Raw genomic sequence first — 21143 nt, 5'->3', positions numbered from 1 at the left:
TCAGGCATCCTTTCGGTTGGCCGTGACCAGAAGCCACAGCAGGAACGGGGCACCGAGCGCGCCGGTGATAACACCGACGGGCAGCACGGTGCCGTCCAGCAGCAAGGGGGCGAGGTTGGCCGCGACGTAGTCGGCGGTGAGGACAATCAGCGCACCCACCAGGGCCGACGCCGGGAGGCTGGCTTTACGGGTGAAGCGCCGGGCGATGGGACCGGCCAGGAAGGCGACGAACGAGACCGGCCCGGCAGCCGCCGTCGCCACTGCGGCCAGTGCGACGGCGGTGACCACCACGGCGAGGCGCGTGAACCCGACGCGGATGCCCAGCCCGGCCGCGGCGTCGTCGCCGAGTTCCAGGATGCGCAGCGGCCCGGCAAGGGCGATGACGGCGGGGACCAGGACCAGCAGCGCCAAGGAGAGCATGCCCGCCCGGTCCCAGTTGGCGGAGTTGAGGGAGCCGTTGAGCCAGACGAGTGCGTCGGCTGCCGTGCGGATGTCCGCACGGGTCATCATGAAGTTGACCACCGCATGCAGGGCGGCGGCGATGCCCACACCGGCCAGAATCAGCCGGTTACCCGCGGCGTTCCCCCGGGTGCCGCCGCCGGAGCCCAATGACGGACCGCGGGAGATGGCGTAGATCAGCGCTGCGATGCCCAGCGCGCCGCCAAGTGCCGCCCCGGACACGGCGGGACCGGTGGCGCCGAAGATCACGATGGCGGTGACCGCGGCCGCGCTGGCTCCGTAGCTGATGCCGATCACGTCCGGGCTGGCCAGCGGGTTGCGGAGCATGGTCTGGAACAGGCCGCCGGACAGGCCGAACGCGGCGCCGATCATCACGCCGATGACGGCCCGCGGCAGCTTGTTCTCCATGACAATGAAGCTTGCGCCCGGGATTCTCTCGCCGCCGGTCAGATGTCCGATGAGGATCTTGAAAAAGTCCGGGACGGTCACGGTGTAGCTGCCCAGCAGCACATAGATGGCGAACATAACCACGACGCCGAGGGCGAGGAAGGCGGTCCGCCAGTGTTGCGCTATCAGTTTTGGTCGCTTAGACCCGGTTTTGGCAACCGGAAGTGATAGGTCAACGGGGGGTTTGGTTTCGACGAGGTTCACAATCCGGCTCCCTTGCCACGGCGGATGAGCCAGACGAAGACGGGCGCACCCACGAGTGCGGTCATGATGCCGGCCGGGACCTCGCCGGGAAGCAGCACAACGCGGCCGATAATGTCCGCGCCAAGCAAAAGTGCCGGCGCGAGGACCAGGGAGAACGGCAGGATCCAGCGGTAGTCGGGGCCGGTGAGTGAGCGGACCGCGTGCGGAATGACCAGGCCAACAAATCCGATGGGCCCTGCCAATGCAGTCGCGGAGCCGCACAGCAGCACGATGCCCAAAGCTGTCACTGCACGCGTCAGGCCCACACGCTGGCCGAGGCCGCGGGCGATGTCATCGCCGAGAGCCAGGCTGTTCAGGATGCGGCCGGTGGCCAGGATGATGAGCGCACCTACGGCCAGGAACGGCAGGCCCGGGAGCACAACGGCCCAGTCGCGGCCGGAGATTCCGCCCACCTGCCAGAAGCGGAAGCGGTCCAGGGTGTCCTGGCTGGAGACGAGGATGACGCTCATCAGGGAATAGAGCCCGGCGCTGAGCGCGGCGCCGGCGAGGGCGAGCTTGACCGGCGTCGCACCGTCCCTGCCCATGGACGCAACAAGGTAAACCACGACGGCGGCGGCGCCGGCGCCGATGAAGGCGAACCAGATGTAGCCGCTGAGGGAGGTGACGCCGAAAAGATAGATGCCGGTCACCACGGCCAGCGCGGCCCCGGCGTTGACGCCCATGATGCCCGGATCTGCCAGCGGATTGCGGGCAACGCCCTGCATGGCGGCGCCGGCCAGGCCCAGGGCACCGCCAACGAGGATTCCCAGGACAGTGCGGGGGATGCGCGCGTGGACCACAGCGTGGTCGCCGTTGGCGGGATCGAACTGGGTGATGGCCTGCCACACGGTGGCCACGGAAAGCCCGCGGGCGCCGATGGCCAGGGAAGCGGCGGCTAACAAAGAAAGTACGACGACGGCGGCCAGCAGCCAGGCAACCTGCCTGGTTCTGAAGCGCGGGCGGGCGGCGTCAGGGCTCCGAGGGGTGAGCTCTCGGCCCCTTCGCGTCACCAAAGCGCCGAGACGTCGTTCCTCGGTGCCCGCCGTCGTCGTACTTTCCGTCATGGAGCGGTGCCTACTTCACTGCATCTGCGGCGGTGGCGAGCTGCGGGAGGAACGTGTCCAGCGCCCACGGCAGGCTCAGCGGCGAGGAGGCGGAGATTGCCAGGACCAGGCTCTTGTCCGCATCGGCAACGAACGCGCCGTTCTTGATGGCCGGAACCTGGCCCAGCAGGGGGTCGGCCTTGACGGCATCAGCGGTCGCGGCATCCTCAACCGAGCTTAGGAAGATATCGGCCTCAAGTTCGTTGGCCTTCTCGGCAGCCCACGGCACGAAGAAGTCCTTGGAGCCGGCGGAAGCCTTCTCCGCGACCGGGGCCAGTTTCATCCCGATGGCTGACAGGAACTTCGGACGGTTGTCATTGGCGGTGTAGAAGCCCGTGGCGGTGAGGTCTGCGGGATCGGTGTAACCGTAGATGAAGCTCTTGCCGGCGATCTGCGGGTACTTGGCAGCTTCCGTCTTGACTGTGGCCTCAGTGTCGGCGATGAGCTTGGTCGCCTCAGCCTCCTTGCCCAGGGCCTTGCCGATGATGGAGGTGGAATCCTGCCATGAGGTTCCATAGGCAACCTCGGGGTGCGCCACCACGGGGGCGATCTCGCTGAGCTTCTTGTAGTCCTCTTCGGTAAGGCCGGAGTAGGCAGCCAGGATGACGTCCGGGGTGAGCTTGGCGATCTCGGTGAAGTTGATGCCGTCGGCCTCGGAGAACTGGACCGGAGCCTTGTCGGAACCGAAGCTCGCGCCGAGTTCCTTCAGCGCCGCGTCCTTCCACGGCGTGGAGCCCTGCTCGTTGCCGCCCCATTCGTTCTTGGGGACTCCCACCGGGACCACGCCGAGGGCAAGGGCAACGTCGTCGTTGACCCAGGAAACGGTGACTACGCGCTTGGGCTGTTCCTTGACGGTGGTTTCACCGAAGGCGTGCTTGATGGTGACCGGGAACTGCGAGCTGCTGGAGCTGGAGCTGCTGGCGTCCGAGGTGGAGGACGCGGGGCCGGTGGAGCAGGCGGACAGTGTGAGTGCCGCGGCGGCCAGAACGGCCGTTGCCTTGCCGGCTGACTTGAACAGCGTGCGGCGGGTGGCTCTCGGGCCGGAGAAGAGGGGGGAAGTCACGGAGCTCCTTAGGTGAATGATGCGAACCTAAGTAAGGGTAGCCTAGCCTGCTCGTAATTAGAAAAGCTTTCTATTGCGTAATTGATCATGTGACGCAATATATAGCGCCAGGTCATTGCCGGCAGGGGGTGAACGATGGTTCACTCTCAAGGGGTAAACACGCGTTCACCTTGCCGCGTGCCCCATCCCAGTCCACACCTGAAAGCACCTGATGCCGCGTTCCAACGCCAACACCAAACGGGGCCCGTCCCCGTCCGCCATCACCGCCGTACTTGCCCTCAGCGGCACGGTGGTGGCCCTCATGCAAACACTCGTAGTGCCGCTCCTGCCGGATTTCCCCCGGATCCTGGGTATCACCGCCGACGACGCCTCCTGGCTGGTGACGGCCACCCTGCTCGCGAGCGCCGTGGCAACACCCATCGTGTCCCGCAGCGCGGACATGTACGGCAAACGCAAGATGATGGTGGTTTGCCTGGCAATCATGGTGGCCGGCTCGGTCATTGCCGCGGTTGGCGGATCCTTCCTGTGGCTGGTCATCGGCAGGACGCTCCAGGGCTTCGCATCTGCCCTGATTCCGGTGGGCATCAGCATCATGCGCGATGAGCTGCCCAAGGAGAAGATGGGCTCCGCCGTTGCCTTGATGAGCGCCACCCTGGGAATCGGCAGCGCCATGGGCCTGCCCCTGGCCGGGGTGCTGTACGAGAGCCTGGGGTGGGCCTCGATCTTCTGGGTGTCCGCTGCCGCGGGCGCACTGCTGCTTGTTGCCGTGGCCCTGGTGGTCCCGGAATCCAAGGTCCGCACACCCGGGCGCTTCGATTACGCAGGGGCGCTGGTGCTCTCCGCAGCCCTGGCTGCCCTGCTGCTGGCGATCTCCAAGGGTGGCGCGTGGGGCTGGGGCTCGGAGCCGGTGCTGCTGCTGTTCCTCACGGCCGCAATACTCCTGGCTGCTTGGGTCCCGTACGAGCTGAAAGTCAGCCAGCCGATGGTTGACCTGCGGACATCGGGCCGCAGGCCGGTGCTCATGACCAACGTGGCCTCGCTGCTCATCGGCTTCGCCATGTTCGCCAACATGCTCCTCACCACCCAGCAGCTCCAGCTGCCTGCCGCCACGGGCTACGGTTTCGGGCTGAACGTCATCACCGCAGGGCTGTGTATGGTCCCCTCCGGGCTCGCGATGGTGATTTTCGCGCCTGTTTCCGGACGTATCATCCGCGTCTTCGGCGGTAAGTCTGCGCTGATCGCCGGCGCCGTCGTGATGATTGTGGGCTACGTGAGCCGCGTCTTCTTCTACGACTCCATCGCATGGGTGATCATCGGTTCAACCGTTGTCAGCGTGGGAACCGCAATCGCCTACGCGGCCATGCCCACACTGATCATGGGCGTGGTGCCGATCACCGAGACGGCCTCGGCCAACGGGCTGAACAGCCTGGTCCGGTCCATCGGCACCTCGACGTCGAGCGCAGCGGTTGCCGCGGTCCTGACCTCGGTCAGCATGACGGTGGGGGCCGTGCAGCTTCCGTCCTTCGATGCCTTCAAGGACGTGTTCTGGCTGGCCGCGCTGGCAGCGGCAGCATCGGTGGCGGCCACGGTCTTCATCCCGAAGGCCACGGCAGCCCGCCGGCCCTCCGCAGCTGACACCGCTGTCTCCGTCAACACCGCCGAAATCGTGGTGCAGGGCCGCGTCCTTGCACCGGACAACCGCCCAGTCACTCCCGCCGTCGTGACCGTACTTCAGACCGCCGGCGAGCCGGTGGACTGGAGCCGGGTGGATACGGAAGGCAATTATTCGGTGGCCCTCCCCGGAGCCGGGAAGTACCTCATGGTGACCAATGCGGCAGGCTGGGCGCCGATGGCCGAGGTCTTCGACTTCGACGGCCGCACCCGGCACCAGAACTTCCTGCTTCGGGACCGGCTGGAGATCAGCGGACTGGTCACGGCCGGAAGCGCGGCTGTGGCCGGCGCCGTGGTGACGCTCCTTGAGGCAAGCGGGGGTTACGTGCACACCACCCTTTCGGACGACGACGGCGCGTATGCGTTTCCGCTGCCCCTCGCCGGCCGCTACGTCGTTAGCATGGTTGATCCGGCGACGCATCAGGCCATGGCGAGGAAGCTCGCGGTGGACAACCGCTCCGTCACCGTTGATCTCGCCGCGCCGCGTGTGGAGGAAAAGTCCATGGAGCCGGTGGGCGCATGAGCAGCCGCAGCCACGACGCGATCTTCAGCGCCGCCGGGCGGCTTTTCGGGGAACGCGGCTACCGCGCCGTCACGGTGCGGGACATAGCCGCGGACGCGGGCGTTTCGGCGACCCTGGTCATGAAACTCTTCGTCTCCAAGGAAAAGCTCTATGCCGCGGTCCGGCCCGACGAGTCGCAGCTCGCCGAACTGCAGGTCCCGACGTCGGAACTCGGCAGGGCCCTGGTGTTCCGCGTGCTGATGCGCCGGGAGCGCGGAACGCAGGAGCCGTGGGCCACCATCCCGTTCGCCGTGCTGGACTCGCCCGACCCCGAGGCTGCCCGGACAGATATCCGCGAACGGTACCTCGCCACCACCGCCCGGCTCATCGGGGATACGACGCCGGAGCGCCGGTTCGCCTCCACCGTGGTGGCCCTGATGACCGGCTTCGGCGAGACAGTCCGCACCCTGGACCTCTTCGACGGCTGGGAATTTGACGAGCTGGTGGGGCACTACGGCGCAATCGTCCAGGCCCAGATCGACGCCTGCACGGCTGCCGGGTAGACGCTCTCTCACTAATGTAGGAAAACGACCAACGCTCTCCCACTTTCTTGAGGAAAGTGAACTGGTCCCGAGAAGTTGGACTGGCCAAATAGGATCCTAAGCTGCGAGGGCCTGGGCACGGTATTGCACCGGGCTTAGGCCCTTGAGCTTTGTTGAGATTCTTTTGGTGTTGTACCAGTGGATGTATTCCTCGATTGCAGCTGCCAGTGCGTCGGTGTTGAGGAATTGGACGCGGTGGAAGAGTTCTTCCTTGAGGTGGCCGAAGAAGTTCTCCATGACGGCGTTGTCGTAGCAATTGCCCTTGCGGGACATTGATTGGACCCCGCCGGCGTCCGCGATCAGGGTCCGCCAAGACGCGTGGCGGTATTGGAAACCTTGGTCCGAGTGCACCAGCGGCTGCTGACCGGGCTGCAGGCAGGTCAGGGCCTCACGGAGGGAATCGTTGGTGAGGGCCAGGTTCGGCGAGAAGCCCAGCGAGTACGAAATGATCTGCCGGTCGAAGAGGTCCATGACCGGTGAGAGGTAGAGTTTCCGGTCGCCGACGCTGAACTCCGTCACATCGGTAACCCACTTCTGGTTCGGTCCGTCAGCGTCGAACTCGCGGTTCAGCACGTTGGGCGCTACCGCGCCCTGTTCGTCCCGGTAGGAGTTGTAGCGCTTCCTGCGCCGGACCTTGCAGGCCAACCCGAGAGCCTGCATCAGCTTCAGCACGGTCTTCTTCGCGACCGTCCATCCTTGCTTGACCAGCTCCATGTGAATGCGGCGGTGCCCGTACCGGCCATGGTTCGTCTCAAAGATCTCCGTGACCGCGGCTTTGAGCTTCTCTTTCGGGTCCGGCGCCTGGAGCCGGGGCTGGTGATAGAAGAACGTGGATCTGGCCAGCCCGGCAACGTCCAGCAGGACCGGGAGGGGATAGTCGGCCTTGAGGGAAACGACGGCTTGAACCTTTACCGTCGTTCCTGTTCCCTCAAGGCCCGCAGTTTTCCCAGGTACGCCACCTCAGCGCGCAGCCGTTCGTTCTCCCGCCGCAAGCGCTCAAGCTCGGGCAGTTCCGCTGGTGGCGGGGAATCGGGTTTCCGCGGTCTGCCTTTGGGCTTTGGCCGCAACCCGTCCTGACCCTCGAGCCGATACGCCCGGACCCACTTTTGCAGCAGCTCACGCGAGGACAAGCCGGCCTCCACCGCCAGATCCGGGCCGGACTCGCCGGCGAGGAACCGCTCGACCAAGGCGAGCTTGAACTCGAACGAGTATGACCTCAGCGGCCTGCTCACCAGCACTCCTTGCCCATGAATCCTCCACCGCCCATACAGTGCCCTGACCGGTACCCACGGCGCATCGAGCGACTTAGTCGCCGCCCGGTACCCGACGCCCTTCTCAAACAACGCTACAGCCGCCTCGCGCTGAGCCTCAGACAATGAACTACGTGCATGCATAAAAACTGCTCCCCGGAAGTCGGAACTGAATTTCTCAGTCCAACTTCCGGGGAGCAGTTCACTTTTCTTGAGGAAAGTGAGAGAGCGTTCGGGGAAAACGTGCAGTAAGTGAGAGAGCGTCCGGGTCAGCGGAGCACGATGTCCACGGGGTTCGCCTCGGACCGCCACTGGCCTTCCGCGCCGGGCCTGGGCCGGATCACCGGGGCGGTGAGCACGCCGGAGCGGTTGGTGCGCTTGTCCCGCAGGATCTCCGTCACCGAGCCCAGATGCCGGGACAGGTCGATCACGTTCTCCGGAGCGGCCAGCAGCAGCTGGAATCCGAATTCGTGCAGCGCCTTGATCCCGGCGCCGGCGAACTCCTCCGAGGCCAGCACGAACGCCTCGTCCATCATCACGGTGCCGTAAGTAGTGAACCCCTGCTCGGCGATGCCCAGCTGGTAGCTCAGCGCCGCGGCCATGATGAACGCGGTGAAACGCTGCCGCTCGCCGCCGGACATGGAGCCGGTGTCGGCGTGCATGTAAACGTCGGTCCGCTTGCCGCCGCCCTTCCTGCCCGACGCCGGCCCGGTCACCTCCCGGTGCTCCTTGCACTGGATAAACAGGTGCCCGCGGACGTCCAGCACTTCGGCGCGCCAGCGCCGGTCTTCCGGGGTGGGCGAGCCCAGCCGCTTTACGAGCGTTTCGAGGGTCTTGTACCGGGCAGTGAGCTCGGCGTCGTCGCCTCCCCCGCTTTCCGGGCCGGAACCCGGGCCGGATCCGGCGCGGGCGGGGCGCGCGTGCCGGGCCTTCAGCGCGTTCTGGATGGCGTCCTTGAACTGCTTGGCCGTGGCCGGCAGGGTCTGCTTGATGTCCAGTTCCAGGAAGCTGCCCTCATGGAAGTTGACCTCGGACAGGATGCCGTTGAGCGGCAGGATGCGGCTGGTGATGGACCGCCGCTCCTCGTCCAGCAGGTGCAGCAGCGTGCTGAACGATTCATGCGTGCGCTGGTTGAAAAACTGCCGAAACTCGGACTCCTGGGCGGGCAGGCCGTCGCTGATGATGGCGTGGTAGCGGCCTTCGAACTCCCCGGCCGCACCGATGGAGGTGCCGTGGTCCGCGGAGATCGCGGAGCCCCACTCGCGCACAAAGCCCTCGAAGATCCGGGTCAGCCGCTCGGAGGTTGCCTGACCGCGCGTCTCGGCGGCGTGCAGCTCCCCGAGCAGCGCCGTCCTGACGCGGTTGCCCAGGTTGTCCAGCTCATGCATCTCGCTGACGTCGCCGAAGTCGGTGAAGTACGGTTCCAGCGCGGTCACGGTGGCGTCCGACGGCGGCGCCTGCTCGAGGCGGGCACGCGCGGCTTCCAGCAGCGAATCGGCAGCGCTCAGCTGCCGGTCCAGGGCCTTGTATTCGCTCTGCAGGACTGCTGCGGCTTCGGTGCTGGCTTGGTGTTTCTGCCGCGCCGTTTCGATGTTGGCCCGCAGCGGTTCCAGGTCGGCCTGGGCCGCGAGGGCATCCTTGAGCCGCTGTTCAATCCGGGTGAGTTCATCGGCGGCGACGGCAGCGGACACCTGTTCCCAGGGCCGGTGGTCCTCCGCGATCCGGCGGAGGGCATCGAGCTGCCGGCTCATGCCCTGGTGCGACTCTTCACGGCTCTGCGCCAGCTCGGCGGCCTTGGCGAGTTCCTGCTGCAGGTCCTCCACCTGGGCAGCCACAAGTTCCAGCTTGGCGGCGTTGTCGAACCCGAGCACGTAGTCCTGGCGGCTGGTGAAACGGTCGTCCTTCTCCACCGTGTGCCGGTTGCGTTTGACCACACCTCCCAGGCTCAGGCCCTTGTCCAGTGTGGCCAGCTCGTTGGGGTCCTCGACGCACGGGTAGGCGAAATCGAGGGCGATCCGCTCCCGGATCCATTCCCCGGCGTCCGCCACCGCGCCGCTGGCGAGGATGTCCAGCTTGGTGAGCAGATCGCCGTCGCGCGCGTCCTCCACGGCGAGGGCGCCGCCCGCGAGCGGCTTGGATACGTCCACCGCGCGCAGGGCGCCACGTACTTTGTTGTCGTTCAGGTACCGGGTCACCGCGGCGAAATGTTCGCCGGGGACCAGCAACGTGGTGGCGAGGTTCCGGAGGGCACGCTCCGCGGCCGGCCGCCAGCGTTCCTCCCCCTCGGCGAGGTCCATCAGCTCGCCGCCGAACGGCATCCGGTCCTCAGGAACGCCGGTGGCCGCGGCGATGGCCGCACGGTTTTCAATGCTCGACGGCGGCAGCAGGGACTTGCGCGTCTTCAGGGACAGCAGCTCCTGCTGGGCTGCCGCCAGCTCACGCTTCTTGGTGGCGTGGCCGTCGAAGGCTTCGAAGCGGAGCTCCTGCAGGGCCTGCGAGTCGTCTTTGAGCTCGGCCGACCTGGCGGCAGCCTGCTCATGGGCCTGTTCCCAACCGTCAGCGGTCCACTCCAGCTGCAGGCCAGCGTCGGACAGGGCCTTGCGGGCCGCTTCCTCCACCTGCTCGCGCAGCCGCAGACCCACCTTGGCGTTGTCCAGCGACTGCTCGATCGCGGAGATCGCGTTGCCGCCCTGGTTGTTGTACTCGGTCTCCAGCTGGCGCAGTTCCTTGGCCAGCCCGTCGCGGACCGAGCGTTCCGCGCCCAGCTCCTTGGCTTTCGCCTGGGCCAGCTCCTTGAACCGGGCCAGCGTCTTCCGGTGCACGGTGACGGCGAGCTGCTGCTTGTACGCTTCGAACTCCTCGCCGGACAGCTCACGGAGCCGGTTTGCGTCCAGGAGCGACTGCGCGTATTCCTTGTTCAGGCCGGGCACGGGGGCCAGCTGGTCCCGCTGCTGCCGCACGTCCTCCAGCCGCTGCCGGATGGACATGAGGTTGCTGAATTCCTCCACCACGTCATCGGCCGCGGCGAGGGTGGCGGGGGCGTCCAGGACCTGGTCGCGGAAGAAGGTGTTGACGCTGCCGCCCAGGCCCTTGCCGGCCTGGATCACGCGCAGCAGGGGCAGAGCCTGGTCCGAACTGATGCCCAGGAGGCGGCGGAAACGCTCCGCGAAGGCCTTGTGGACATCGAAGACCTGGGCGTCCGGGAAGAGCGTCTCCAGCGCAGCCCTGGTGAAGCGCTTGTCCGCGATGTCCTCGATGGCCGGCAGGTCCAGCGGCTTGCTGTCGATCACGTAGAAACGCCCAACGCTGGACTCCGTGCCGTTTTTGGGCAGGTCGAACAGTGCGGACACCGTGATCCGGGTGCCCGCGGCGTTATCAAACGTCAGGGCGACGGCGGACCAGGTGGCACCGGGGCGCTGGAACGCGCTGGCCGAGCCTTCGCCCACCGCCTTGTCGCCCACCTTGCCGCGCATATACGTGAAGGTGGTCCTCTTGTCCTCCACAGCACCGCCGGCACGCTGGGCCGCGGCCTCGTTGGAGCGCGGCCGGGCATCGAACACCCGCAGCATGGCGTCAAATAGCGTGGACTTGCCCACACCCGAGTTGCCCGTCAGCAGGGTTCCGTTCCGGTCCACGTGCATCGTGTGCGCCCCATGGAACGTGCCCCAGTTGACCACCTGCACCAACGCCAGGCGCATCTGGCCGGGGTTCGTGAGATCGCCCAGCGGCAGCATTGTTGCGATGCTCACTTGGCTTCCTCCGTTTCGGTGGTCGAGGCTACCGCGGAGTCGTCGGTGTCTTCATCCTCGGTTTCGACAGGCTCAACCACCGGGGCGTCGAGCTCTATCAGTGCTTCTGTGCCTGTTGGGTCTGTGGTGGCTGCTACCAGGGCTTCGATTTGGGCGGGGATGTCGCCGATGTTTTCGAAGGGGAGGGCCAGCGGGAGGGCGTTGGAGATGGTGTAGACGTCATCCAGGCCCGTGGTGAGGAGCAGCTGGCGGGCCAGGAGCTTGGTGATGGCCCGGGTGACCACGTCCGAATCACGCAGCGCGTCCTGCTGGCCGGCGGGCTGGTAGTGGGCCACGAGGTCGGCGATTTCCTCGCGGGTGATGGTGGCATCGGTCTGGGCCGTGACATGGCGGTCCAAGAGCATCCGCAGGCGGAGCAGCACGATGGTCTCCACCCGGCTCAGCGCACGCTGTTGGCGCAGGATGCTCGACCGGCTACTGCCGCCGATGGCCTCAGGATCCACCGGGCGCAGGACGGCGATCTTGCGCTCGTGGTCCAGCTGCAGGGTCAGGAACAGCTCGGACAGGCGGCTGCGCAGGATGATCTGATTGTCCAGCAGCGTGGTCCACAGCTTCTCGTCGCGGCCGCCGTCAACGTACGGGCCCTTAAGCAGCTTGACCAGCGCCTGGCGCACCTTCATCGAGAGCACGCCGGTGTCGCCGGGAAACAGTGCTGCGCCGTCCACAAACGTGTCCCGGGGCGTAACTCCGGCACCCCTGGTGATTGAGCCTGTCGAAATCCCTTGGATCTCGGGCTCAACCGCCGGTGCGGCCTCCTCAACGTCAGGTGCCGCCGTCGTAATTTCTTCAGTCATCGTCAATCCTTCTTGAGGGTGACCACCGGCAGGTACGCCGTGCGGGTGGTGCCGTCGATCTGTTCGTAGTCCAGGCCGTCCCAGGCGTCGCGGTCAAAGGCCGCGCCATCCTGGAGGGCATGCGAGAGGAGTGCGCGGATGGAGTTGATGTGCTGTTCCTCCGGCGGCAGCTGCCCCCAGGCCTCGGCCAGGGTGGACGCGCCGGCCACGGCGGCCCGGATGGCGTCGGGACGTGCTTTGCCCGTCCTTAGCGAGCGCACCCGGTCTGAGTCGCTGAAGGCGATGGGGTCAGCCAGCTTGGGCGGAACGGCGAACTCGTCCGGGTCGTAGAGCTTGACCATGGCCAGCGATTCGAACCCGGCGTTGAACAGCACCGGACCGCGGACCATGCCCGGCCGTTCGCGTTCATACGGCAGGGACCTGATGGCCTGCTCGGCCTCGCGCAGCACCTTCCGGAGACGGACGGACTGGCGGAAGTCGTCGCTCTGGACGTAAGTGTTCAGGCTTTCGCTGAGCTTGCCGTAGATCCGCTGGATCTGGCTGTGCTGGTGGCGGAGCTCGGCCACCAGGTTCTTGAGCGTCTCGCGGTCCTCCGGCGAAAGGTCGTCGGCGAACTGCCGGCTGAGGACCTCACCGATGGCCGACCGGAACCGGAGCTGCTGCTGCGGGTCTTCCAGGAACGCGGTGAAGGAGCGGAAGGTCCTGCCCTCGGGGCTCTGCCGCAGCCGCTTGTCCGCGTCGAGCACCTGCGCCATGGTGGCGCCTTTGCTCAGCGACTCCTCGATGATCTGGTTGCGCAGCTCGCCCACCAGTTCCTCGATGCGGTCGCGCATCTTTTTGTAGTCGGCGGGCAGGCTCGCGGCGAGGTCCAGGATGTTCCCGGCGGCTTCCACCGCTTCATCGTCGTCCAGCAGGCCGTCAAAGTCGCCGGAGCTGATGTCCTGGATCAGCTGCTGCCGTTCCCCGATCTCGTCCTCCAGGGATTCCAGCCGGGCACTCTGGTCCGGATTGGTCTCGTTGGCCAGCTTCTCCACGTCGCCCAGGAGCGTGCCTAGCCGGGAACCGTTCAGCGTGGACCGCTCGCTGGAGAGGCTGTCCAGGAATGCAAGCACGCGGGCGGCCGGCTCGGTCACCTCGTAAACGATCTGCCCCGACTGGTTGCGGCGGGTCAGGAAATGCTTGCGCGTCCACTCGTCCGCATAGTTCCTGCCGGACGACGTGCCGATGGCGGCACCGCCCGGCCCGGGTTCCTGGCGCCGGAGCTGCTCAAGGAAGGAGTCGACGTCGGCGTGGAACTCCTCGAGCGGAAGCTGCGGACGGGTGCGGGTAAAGGATGCCTGCAGCACCGCGATCACCCAGGGCGCCGAGCGCGTCAGGGCCCAGGCGGGTCCCTTCGTGAGGAGTTCGAGGTCCCGGAGCCGGGCACTGATCGCGTCAGCGGATGACCTGGCGGAGCGGGGCACGCGCTCTCCTTCAGCTGCTGGGGGATGGTTGGGCAGCGCGGATCGCGAAAACTGCCAACTACAAGGTTAACGCAGGCCCCGCGACCGAATAATCGTTGTACCTTGCTGGCCGCGGGAGCACACTGTTTAGATCACCTGAGAGGAGTTTGTCATGCGTGAAAAAGCTGTACTGACCACCGGTCTGGCGGTTGCGGCAGTCATTCTGGGTGGCGCGACAGTGGCGGTCGCCGCGAGCACCGGGACCAGCGGAGATCAGCCCTTGAGCAAGATCGGGGTCAACGTCGACCGGTCAGTGCCGGTGTCCACCGTCCCGGGGCCCGAGCGGGACGACGATTCCAATCTGGCACCACTTAACACTGCGGACCATGACCAGGCCGCGAACGCCGCATTGGCCAGGGTGGGCCAGGGCAGTGTCATCGAGGTGGAACGGGAAAATGACGGGAACGTCGCGTACGAGGTTGAAGTCAGGCTGGACAACGGTTCCCAGGTTGAAGTGGGGCTCGGCGCCGACTTCGCGGTCCTGAACCAGGCCGCCCCGGAGTTCGACGACGATTAAACGCAAGCGCGGACAGTGACTTCCGCGACCGCTCCGTGACCTACGTCCCGGTAGCATTGCGATCCCGCATCAACCCGCCGTGACGGCGGGGCAGGTCTGGCTGGGACGCCTAAGCACCCCCTACGCTCATGCTACTGATCTCAACCGAGGCAACGGCGCAGCAGGGGGAACAATGCAGTTCGACTTAAGTGCAGTGGAGACGGCCACCATGGTGTTCATCGGAACCCTGGTGTTTGGCCTGGTCCTGGTGGCCTTCGTCCTGACAGCTGGCTTCCTGGCCCTGGTCCTGGTTGGGGTAGGCAAGTTCGCCTGGTTCCTCGTCTCCACCACGCTGCTGACGGTGGTCCACGGGATCAACAGCGGCTGGGACAGACTGGTCCACCACGCCTCCACCGGATCCCCGGGGGACTTCCAGGGCCAGCCATCCCCTAGCACTGGAAGCTACCCGCGGGTAATGTTGAGAGACAGCTGAAGGGTTCTCCAACCCGGCGGATCCATGGCTTGAGCCGGCCATCCCGGTCAGAGGAGATACCCCATGAGCTTCGCCACTGACAGTCCCGCCACGAACCCACCTGCCGCCGAAGTGCCTGCCACGGATGCCCCGGACGCCGAAGTCCCCGTCGCCGCGGCCAATATCGGGCCCGAAGCCACCGCGGCGGACGCCCGGGCACTTGCTGAAGCCTCCCGCGAACTCGACTGGGACCGGCCCAGCTTCGCCAAGGGACTCTACCTGGGGAATTTCGACCTCAGCCTCATCCACCCCTGGCCGAAGGCAAAAGCCGATGACGTGGAACGCGGTGAGGCCTTCATGGAGCGCCTCACCGCGTACGCCCGCACCATGTCCGGGCGCGTGATCGAACGCGAGGCCCGGATCCCGGACGAGTACCTCCAGGGCCTGGCGGGCCTGGGCGTCTTTGGCATGAAAATCCCGCAGGAGTACGGCGGACTCGGCTTGTCCCTGGTCTACTACGGCCGGGCCCTGGCGCTGCTCGGCAGCGTCCACCCGAGCATTGGCGCCCTGATCTCCGCCCACCAGTCCATCGGCGTCCCCGAGCCCGTGAAGGTCTTTGGCACGGCGGACCAGAAACGCGAGTACCTGCCGCGCTGCGCCGCCGGCGCCATCACGGCTTTCCTCCTGACGGAACCGGACGTGGGCAGCGATCCCGCCCGGATGGGCAGCACCGCCGTTCCCACGGACGACGGCGGGAGTTACGTCCTGGACGGCGTGAAACTTTGGACCACCAACGGTGTGATCGCCGAGCTGGTGGTGGTGATGGCCGTGGTGCCGGCCCACACCGATGCGGACGGCACCGAACATAAGGGCGGTATCAGCGCCTTTGTGGTGGAAATGGACTCCCCCGGCATCACCGTGGAGAACCGCAACACGTTTATGGGGCTGCGTGGGATCGAAAACGGCGTCACCCGCTTCCACCAGGTGCGGGTGCCTGCAGCAAACAGGCTGGGCCGCGAGGGCCAGGGCCTGAAGATCGCCCTCACCACGCTGAACACGGGCCGGCTTTCCCTGCCGGCGTTGTGCGTAGCGTCCGGCCGCTGGAGCCTGAAGATCGCCCGGGAATGGTCCAACGCCCGCACCCAGTGGGGCCAGCCGGTGGGCAAGCACGAGGCCGTGGGCAAGAAGATCGCCTTTATCGCCGCGACCGCCTTCGCCCTGGACGCCGTCTTCGAACTGTCCGCGGAACTCGCCGACGCCGGGCAGAAGGACGTGCGGATCGAGGCTGCCCTGGCCAAGCTGTGGTCCTCCGAGATCAGCTACCGGATCGCCGACGAACTGGTCCAGATCCGCGGCGGCCGTGGCTTCGAGACGGCGGAGTCCTTGGAAGCCCGGGGAGAACGCGCGGTTCCGGCCGAGCAGCAGCTGCGCGACCTCCGGATCAACCGGATCTTCGAGGGCTCCTCGGAGATCATGAAACTCCTCATCGCCCGGGAAGCCGTGGACGCCCACCTGGCCGCCGCGGGCGACCTTGCGTCCGTGGACGCGAGCCTCCAGGACAAGGCGAGGGCCGCCGTCGGGGCTTCAGGTTTTTATGCCCGCTGGCTGCCCAAACTGGTGGCCGGCGCCGGAATGGACCCCCGGTCCTACAGCGACTTCGGCAGGCTGGCCAAGCAGCTGCGCTTCGTGGAGCGGTCCTCGCGCCGGCTGGCCCGCCAGACGTTCTACGGCATGGGGCGCTGGCAGGCGAAGCTGGAGTACAAGCAGGCGTTCCTGGGCCGGGTGGTGGACATCGGCGCCGAGCTGTTTGCCATGGCCGCCTGCTGTTCCCGGGCCGAAATGATCCTTCGCACCACGCCCGAACATGCCGCCAGTGCCTACGAACTGGCAGAGGCATATTGCGAGCAGGCCCGCGTCCGGATTGACGAGTACTTTGACCAGCTGTGGCGGAACACCGACGACGGCGACCATATCCTCTCCCGCAAGGTCCTGGCCGGGGATTACACCTGGCTTGAGGCGGGCGTACTGGATCAGTCGGAGGGCACCGGTCCGTGGATCGCCGATGCCACGCCGGGGGCGTCCACCAAGGAGAACCTGCACCGGAAGTACCGCTAGCAACTCATAAGCAGGCTTGTTATCGCTGGTCACCAGTGGTTGAGTTGACCCATGAGCAACCAAACAGACCCAGAGGACAGGCTTCCGCCGACGACCCGGAACGCGAATCTACGGAATGAAACTGCTCGTGATCAATCCTTCGCCAGTGGCGAGCCCACGCGCGCCTTCGATCAGACGCCGGCGCCCTATGCCGAGCAGGGCTACGCCCCGGCAGCCGAAGCGCCGGTGGCCGACGCTTCGGTGCTGGATCCCCGCCTGACGGATCCGCGCCTGACCGACCAGCAGACGGCCGTAGCCAGGGAGAAGGAACAGTTCGGCGGCATCAAGGTGGGCTCGGCCTTTTTCGGCTGGCTCGCTGCCACCGGCATGGCCGTCCTCCTCACAGCCTTTGTGGCCGCTGCCGGCACCGCGGTGGGCCTGGCGAACAACACCGACGTGAACGAGGCCGTCAACCAGGTGACGACGAACGGCGCCGTCGGGCTGGTGGGCATCATTGTCCTGCTGGTGGTGCTGTTCGTCTCCTACTACTCCGGCGGCTACGTTGCCGGCCGTATGGCCCGATTCAACGGCGCCCGGCAGGGTTTTATGGTGTGGATCTGGGCGCTTATTGCCGCCGTGGTGATTGCCCTGCTGGGCATCATCGCCGGCCAGCAGTTCAACGTCCTTGCCAACCTGAACAGCTTCCCCCGGATCCCCATCAACGAAGGCGAACTGACGCTCACCAGCATCATTGCCGCCGTTGTGGTGGCCCTGGTCGCACTGGTGGGTGCCGTGCTCGGCGGCCTCGCGGGCATGCACTTCCACCGCAAGGTGGACCGGGCCGGCTTCACGCCGGACGAAACGTACAACGGGGGCTAGGCGAGCATCACGGCGTCGACGTAGTACCAGCGGCGGTTCTCGCGGACAAAACGGCTGGTTTCGTGGTGGACTCCGCGTTCGCCGTCGTGCCGGAAGTGGGCCTTGAACTCCACGGTCCCCTCAGTATCCAGCGGGCCGCCGCGGCTCGTGGACAGGATGTCCAGGCGGCGCCACTCCATGGCCGGGTCCAGCTCCAGATCCGAAGGCGCGGTATCCGGGTGCCAGGTTTTCCGGAGGTATTCGGTGTCCAGCAGGACAAACGCGCTGTAGCGGGAGCGCATCAGCTGCTCCGCCGTGGCGGCGTCGGCCCCGCCATTATGGAACCGTCCGCAGCAATCCGCGTAGGCCTCGCCGGACAGGCAAACGCACGGGCCGGCGTGGATCGGGTTCTCGGTCATGGTGCTCCTGTCGCGGTTGTCTGGACCGCTTTCCGGCGGCCTCGAGGGTCCCTTCCGACTATAGGCCGCAGCCGGTGTCGTCATATCCGGTAACAGCTTCGAAACAACCTCGGACGAACCCCGCCCGGAGCCCGCAGGACCGAAAAATAGTCCGTAAGGTGGAGGAGGGCTGTTGCCCGTGGTGATGTGTGCCGGGACGGACTCCGCCGCCGGCAGAGAGGAGAGATGACGTGGGAGATTCAACGACGATCGCTCTCAACCTGACTTTTTTCGGCACACTCGGCCTGGCGCTCCTGATGTTCCTGGGCCTGTTCCTGCTGGTGGTCATCACCTTGCTGCTTGCCGGCGCCGGGCGTCTGTTTGTGCTGACCGTAATGGCCCTCTTTGGGAGGCTCCCCAAACACGAAACCCTCCCCCTGGTCCGCCTGACCGGGGAGTCCGTGCCGCCGTCGGGCGCTCCCGTTGAAACGCACGACGACGGCGCTGCCGCCCCGTCTGCTGGCAGGATAGCGCCGCGCGACTGGCGCAAAGCCCTTCAAGACGCCCGCACCTTCCTGAAACCCTCCGAACTCCGGCCCCGCTTCCACCATGCGGTGGAGCATCACCCGCTGCTCACCGCGGCCCGCATGGAACCCCCGGTGCTTGCCGAGGACTGGGCTACCGCGGTGGCCGAAGCGGATGCCCGGGCCATGGCGCGCGCCCGGGCCGCTGCCCCCGAAATCAAGATCTCGGTCCGCGATCTTCCCGACCCCTCCGTTCCCGCAGCGAAGGTGGAAGCCGTGGCTCCGTTGGTGGAGTCGGCGCTGCACCAGGACAACCCTGCGCGGGACAGTTCCGACCGCGACCCCAGCCGTGAGAGCGCCGGCCTTGGGGCCGCCCGCTCCTTCACGAAGCCGCCCGCCCCCGCGCCCCTGTCGCTGCTGGACACCGGCTCGCTGGTGTCGTTGTCCGGCCACGCGAACGTCCTCAAGGCCAAGCTGCCTGCCGACCGGAGCTGAGGACCGTGCGGCTCCCGGGCCGTCACAAACCGTCACTGCCCCGGCCCGCGTTACCCCGTGCTACGAAAAGCGAAGCACCAAGGCGCTTTCCTGCGGCACAGTGCCGAATTTGTGTAGCGTCGTGACGATCCACAGCAATCCGCGTGGGAAATCGATTGTGAGGAGCCGGGGATGAGCCTCAGCGAACTTCGTGTGTTCGGGCGGTCCGGCACGCCCATCAGCCCGCTCACACTGGGCACCATGAACTTTGGCGAAGGGCCGGGCGGCGCAGCCGGCGGCGCCCAGGCTGGCGGCGCCCCCACCGGCGCGGATGAAAGCATCCGCATCATCCAGACCGCCCTCGACTCCGGCATCACCGCGGTGGACACCGCCGACGTGTACTCCCAGGGTGAGTCCGAACAGGTGGTGGGCCGGGCGCTCCGCGGCCGCCGCGACGACGTCTTCCTGGCCACCAAGTTCCACGGCCAGATGAGTGCCAACCCCGCCCACTCCGGGAACTCCCGGCGCTGGATCATGCAGGCGGTGGAGGGCAGCCTCCGCCGGCTGCAGACGGACCGGATCGATCTGTACCAGGCGCACCGGCCGGACTACAACACCGACGTGCTCGAAACCATCACCGCCCTGAACGACCTCATCCGGCAGGGAAAGATCCTCTACTACGGCACCTCGGTGTTCACCCCGGCGCAGCTCGTGGAGGCCCAGTGGCTGGCCACCACCAACCACCTGATCCCGCCCGTAGCCAACCAGGTCCCCTATTCGATGCTGGTCCGCGGCAACGAACGCGATGTCCTGCCCATCGCGCAGCAGTACGGCCTGGGCGTGCTGGCGTACGGTCCGCTGGCCGGGGGCTGGCTGTCCGGCGAGTTCGTCCTCGACGCCGGGAAACCGCCAACCCGAGTCCATTCACTTCCGGGACGCTACGACATTTCCGGGCCGTCCAGCGAGCGGAAGCTGCTGGCTGCGGACGCGCTGGCCCGGCTGGCCGACAAGCTGGAGATCTCGCTCGTGGAACTGTCCATCGGGTTTGCGCTGAACCACCCCGCCGTCAGCAGCGTGATCATCGGCCCCCGCACCGAAGACCATCTCAAGGCCTATCTCAAGGCCGCGGACACCCTCCTGGGCGAGTCCGTGCTGGATGCGATCGACGAATTGGTGCCGCCCGGGACCAACTTCGTGGAGCGCGACGCCGGGGCGATAGTGCCGTCCCTGGAGTACGCGGAACTCCGCCGCCGCTGATCGCGGGGGCGGCCGCACCGCCGTCGCGCGTTTTCGGAAAGCCCTTTCCCTCAATAGCTATCTCCGCTAGCGTGGAAACCATGGAATTTAGATACCTCGGAAACAGCGGCCTCAAAGTCTCGGAAATCACGTTCGGCAACTGGCTGACGCACGGCTCACAGGTGGAGAACGACGTCGCCACCCAGTGCGTACGGGCAGCGCTCGACGCCGGCATCAGCACGTTCGACACGGCGGATGTCTACGCGAACACCGCCGCGGAGACAGTCCTCGGTGAGGCACTGAAGGGCGAGCGCCGCGAGTCCCTGGAGATCTTCACCAAGGTCTACGGCCCCACCGGGCCCAAGGGCAAGAACGATGTGGGCCTCTCCCGCAAGCACATCATGGAGTCGATCAACGGCTCACTCAGCCGGCTCCAGACGGACTATGTGGACCTCTACCAGGCCCACCGGTACGACTTCGAGACGCCGCTGGAAGAAACCATGCAGGCGTTCGCGGACATTGTGCGCCAGGGCAAGGCGCTGTACATCGGCGTCAGCGAATGGACCGCAGACCAGCTCCGCGACGGCCACGCGCTGTCCAAGGAACTGGGTTTCCAGCTGATCTCCAACCAGCCCCAATACTCCATGTTGTGGCGCGTCATCGAAGCCGACGTTGTGCCGGCGTCGGAAGAACTGGGTGTGTCCCAGATTGTCTGGTCCCCCATGGCGCAGGGCGTGCTGAGCGGCAAGTACCTGCCCGGCCAGCCTGCACCCGCGGGCAGCCGCGCCACGGATGACAAGGGCGGCGCCAGGATGATCGAGCGCTGGATGCGTGACGACGTCCTCGCCGGTGTCCAGGACCTCAGGCCGATCGCCGCGGAAGCCGGGCTCTCCATGCCCCAGCTCGCGGTGGCCTGGGTGCTGCAGAACCCGAACGTTGCCTCGGCCATCGTGGGTGCGTCCCGGCCCGAGCAGCTGGCAGACACCGTGGCTGCCGCGGGCGTGACGCTGGAGCCGCAGACCATGAAGAAGATCGACCACGCCATCGGCTCACTCGCGGAGCGCGATCCGGCGCAGACCAAGTCCCCCGCCACGCGCGAAGCCTAGGAGGCTCCTGCCCGGGGCCACCCATCCCCGCAGCGTTACC

18 protein-coding genes are annotated in these 21143 nt (G+C 66.6%); 9 read left to right on the top strand and 9 right to left on the bottom strand.

The window, feature by feature from the left end; translation table 11 throughout:
* From CXR02_RS20530 to CXR02_RS20520, 3 genes are all read right to left on the bottom strand, one after another.
* Complete coding sequence (locus CXR02_RS20530; RefSeq protein ID WP_104063684.1) at positions 1 to 984, bottom strand: iron chelate uptake ABC transporter family permease subunit; 984 nt, start codon at positions 982 to 984, stop codon at positions 1 to 3.
* Positions 985 to 1106: 122 nt separating this feature from the next.
* On the bottom strand, positions 1107 to 2213 hold the full coding sequence (locus CXR02_RS20525) for an iron ABC transporter permease (RefSeq protein ID WP_104063673.1): 1107 nt from the start codon (positions 2211 to 2213) through the stop codon (positions 1107 to 1109).
* A 10-nt stretch (positions 2214 to 2223) separates the two neighbouring features.
* Positions 2224 to 3315 carry an iron-siderophore ABC transporter substrate-binding protein gene (locus tag CXR02_RS20520; protein ID WP_104063672.1) on the bottom strand — a complete coding sequence of 364 codons (1092 nt, stop codon included), beginning with the start codon at positions 3313 to 3315 and terminating at the stop codon, positions 2224 to 2226.
* 211 nt (positions 3316 to 3526) lie between these two features.
* Between CXR02_RS20520 and CXR02_RS20515 the strand changes: the two genes are divergently transcribed.
* Together CXR02_RS20515 and CXR02_RS20510 are read left to right on the top strand one after the other, a co-directional pair.
* Positions 3527 to 5509: an MFS transporter gene (locus tag CXR02_RS20515; RefSeq protein WP_104063671.1), complete on the top strand. Its 1983-nt coding sequence runs from the start codon at positions 3527 to 3529 to the stop codon at positions 5507 to 5509.
* Complete coding sequence (locus tag CXR02_RS20510; protein ID WP_104063670.1) at positions 5506 to 6051, top strand: TetR/AcrR family transcriptional regulator; 546 nt, start codon at positions 5506 to 5508, stop codon at positions 6049 to 6051. The genes CXR02_RS20515 and CXR02_RS20510 overlap by 4 nt, the downstream gene beginning before the upstream one ends.
* Before the next feature lie 96 nt (positions 6052 to 6147).
* Here the strand turns inward: CXR02_RS20510 and CXR02_RS20505 are convergent, their stop codons facing one another.
* The 5 genes from CXR02_RS20505 to CXR02_RS20490 all read right to left on the bottom strand — a co-directional run bounded on the left by CXR02_RS20505 (position 6148) and on the right by CXR02_RS20490 (position 13406).
* Positions 6148 to 6948 carry an IS3 family transposase gene (locus CXR02_RS20505; protein WP_258061151.1) on the bottom strand — a complete coding sequence of 267 codons (801 nt, stop codon included), beginning with the start codon at positions 6946 to 6948 and terminating at the stop codon, positions 6148 to 6150.
* Positions 6949 to 6998: 50 nt separating this feature from the next.
* Positions 6999 to 7322 carry a helix-turn-helix domain-containing protein gene (locus CXR02_RS22685; protein ID WP_219816466.1) on the bottom strand — a complete coding sequence of 108 codons (324 nt, stop codon included), beginning with the start codon at positions 7320 to 7322 and terminating at the stop codon, positions 6999 to 7001.
* Positions 7323 to 7609: 287 nt separating this feature from the next.
* Positions 7610 to 11089, bottom strand: a complete 3480-nt coding sequence (locus CXR02_RS20500; protein WP_104063669.1) for an ATP-binding protein — start codon at positions 11087 to 11089, stop codon at positions 7610 to 7612.
* Positions 11086 to 11943 (bottom strand): DUF4194 domain-containing protein, encoded by an 858-nt coding sequence (locus CXR02_RS20495; protein WP_104063668.1) that lies wholly within the window; start codon positions 11941 to 11943, stop codon positions 11086 to 11088. The genes CXR02_RS20500 and CXR02_RS20495 overlap by 4 nt, the downstream gene beginning before the upstream one ends.
* A 2-nt stretch (positions 11944 to 11945) precedes the next feature.
* Positions 11946 to 13406, bottom strand: a complete 1461-nt coding sequence (locus CXR02_RS20490; protein WP_104063667.1) for a DUF3375 family protein — start codon at positions 13404 to 13406, stop codon at positions 11946 to 11948.
* A 151-nt stretch (positions 13407 to 13557) separates the two neighbouring features.
* On the opposite strand from CXR02_RS20490, the gene CXR02_RS20485 reads away from it, so the two are divergent.
* From CXR02_RS20485 to CXR02_RS20470, 4 genes are all read left to right on the top strand, one after another.
* The gene (locus CXR02_RS20485; protein ID WP_104063666.1) at positions 13558 to 13962 is read left to right on the top strand and encodes a PepSY domain-containing protein; all 405 of its coding nucleotides are present in this window, start codon (positions 13558 to 13560) and stop codon (positions 13960 to 13962) included.
* Positions 13963 to 14134: 172 nt separating this feature from the next.
* Positions 14135 to 14434, top strand: a complete 300-nt coding sequence (locus tag CXR02_RS20480) for a hypothetical protein (protein WP_104063665.1) — start codon at positions 14135 to 14137, stop codon at positions 14432 to 14434.
* A 63-nt stretch (positions 14435 to 14497) separates the two neighbouring features.
* A complete protein-coding gene (locus CXR02_RS20475; protein ID WP_104063664.1) occupies positions 14498 to 16528 on the top strand; it encodes an acyl-CoA dehydrogenase family protein in 2031 nt (676 codons plus the stop codon).
* A 51-nt stretch (positions 16529 to 16579) separates the two neighbouring features.
* Positions 16580 to 17386: a hypothetical protein gene (locus CXR02_RS20470; RefSeq protein WP_104063663.1), complete on the top strand. Its 807-nt coding sequence runs from the start codon at positions 16580 to 16582 to the stop codon at positions 17384 to 17386.
* Here the strand turns inward: CXR02_RS20470 and CXR02_RS20465 are convergent.
* Positions 17383 to 17784, bottom strand: coding sequence for a YchJ family protein (locus CXR02_RS20465; protein ID WP_104063662.1), 402 nt, complete (start codon positions 17782 to 17784; stop codon positions 17383 to 17385). The genes CXR02_RS20470 and CXR02_RS20465 overlap by 4 nt on opposite strands.
* Positions 17785 to 18014: 230 nt before the next feature.
* Between CXR02_RS20465 and CXR02_RS20460 the strand changes: the two genes are divergently transcribed.
* From CXR02_RS20460 to CXR02_RS20450, 3 genes are all read left to right on the top strand, one after another.
* Positions 18015 to 18782, top strand: a complete 768-nt coding sequence (locus CXR02_RS20460) for a hypothetical protein (protein ID WP_104063661.1) — start codon at positions 18015 to 18017, stop codon at positions 18780 to 18782.
* A 171-nt stretch (positions 18783 to 18953) separates the two neighbouring features.
* Positions 18954 to 20018, top strand: a complete 1065-nt coding sequence (locus tag CXR02_RS20455; RefSeq protein WP_104063660.1) for an aldo/keto reductase — start codon at positions 18954 to 18956, stop codon at positions 20016 to 20018.
* Positions 20019 to 20098: 80 nt separating this feature from the next.
* Positions 20099 to 21103, top strand: a complete 1005-nt coding sequence (locus CXR02_RS20450; protein ID WP_104063659.1) for an aldo/keto reductase family protein — start codon at positions 20099 to 20101, stop codon at positions 21101 to 21103.
* The last annotated feature ends 40 nt before the right edge of the window (positions 21104 to 21143 follow it).

The organism is Arthrobacter sp. 4R501 (assembly GCF_002929755.1).
In the GTDB taxonomy this organism is placed as follows: domain Bacteria; phylum Actinomycetota; class Actinomycetes; order Actinomycetales; family Micrococcaceae; genus Arthrobacter.
Note: the sequence above shows the minus strand (reverse complement) of the source record. Positions and strands in the feature narration are given on the sequence as shown.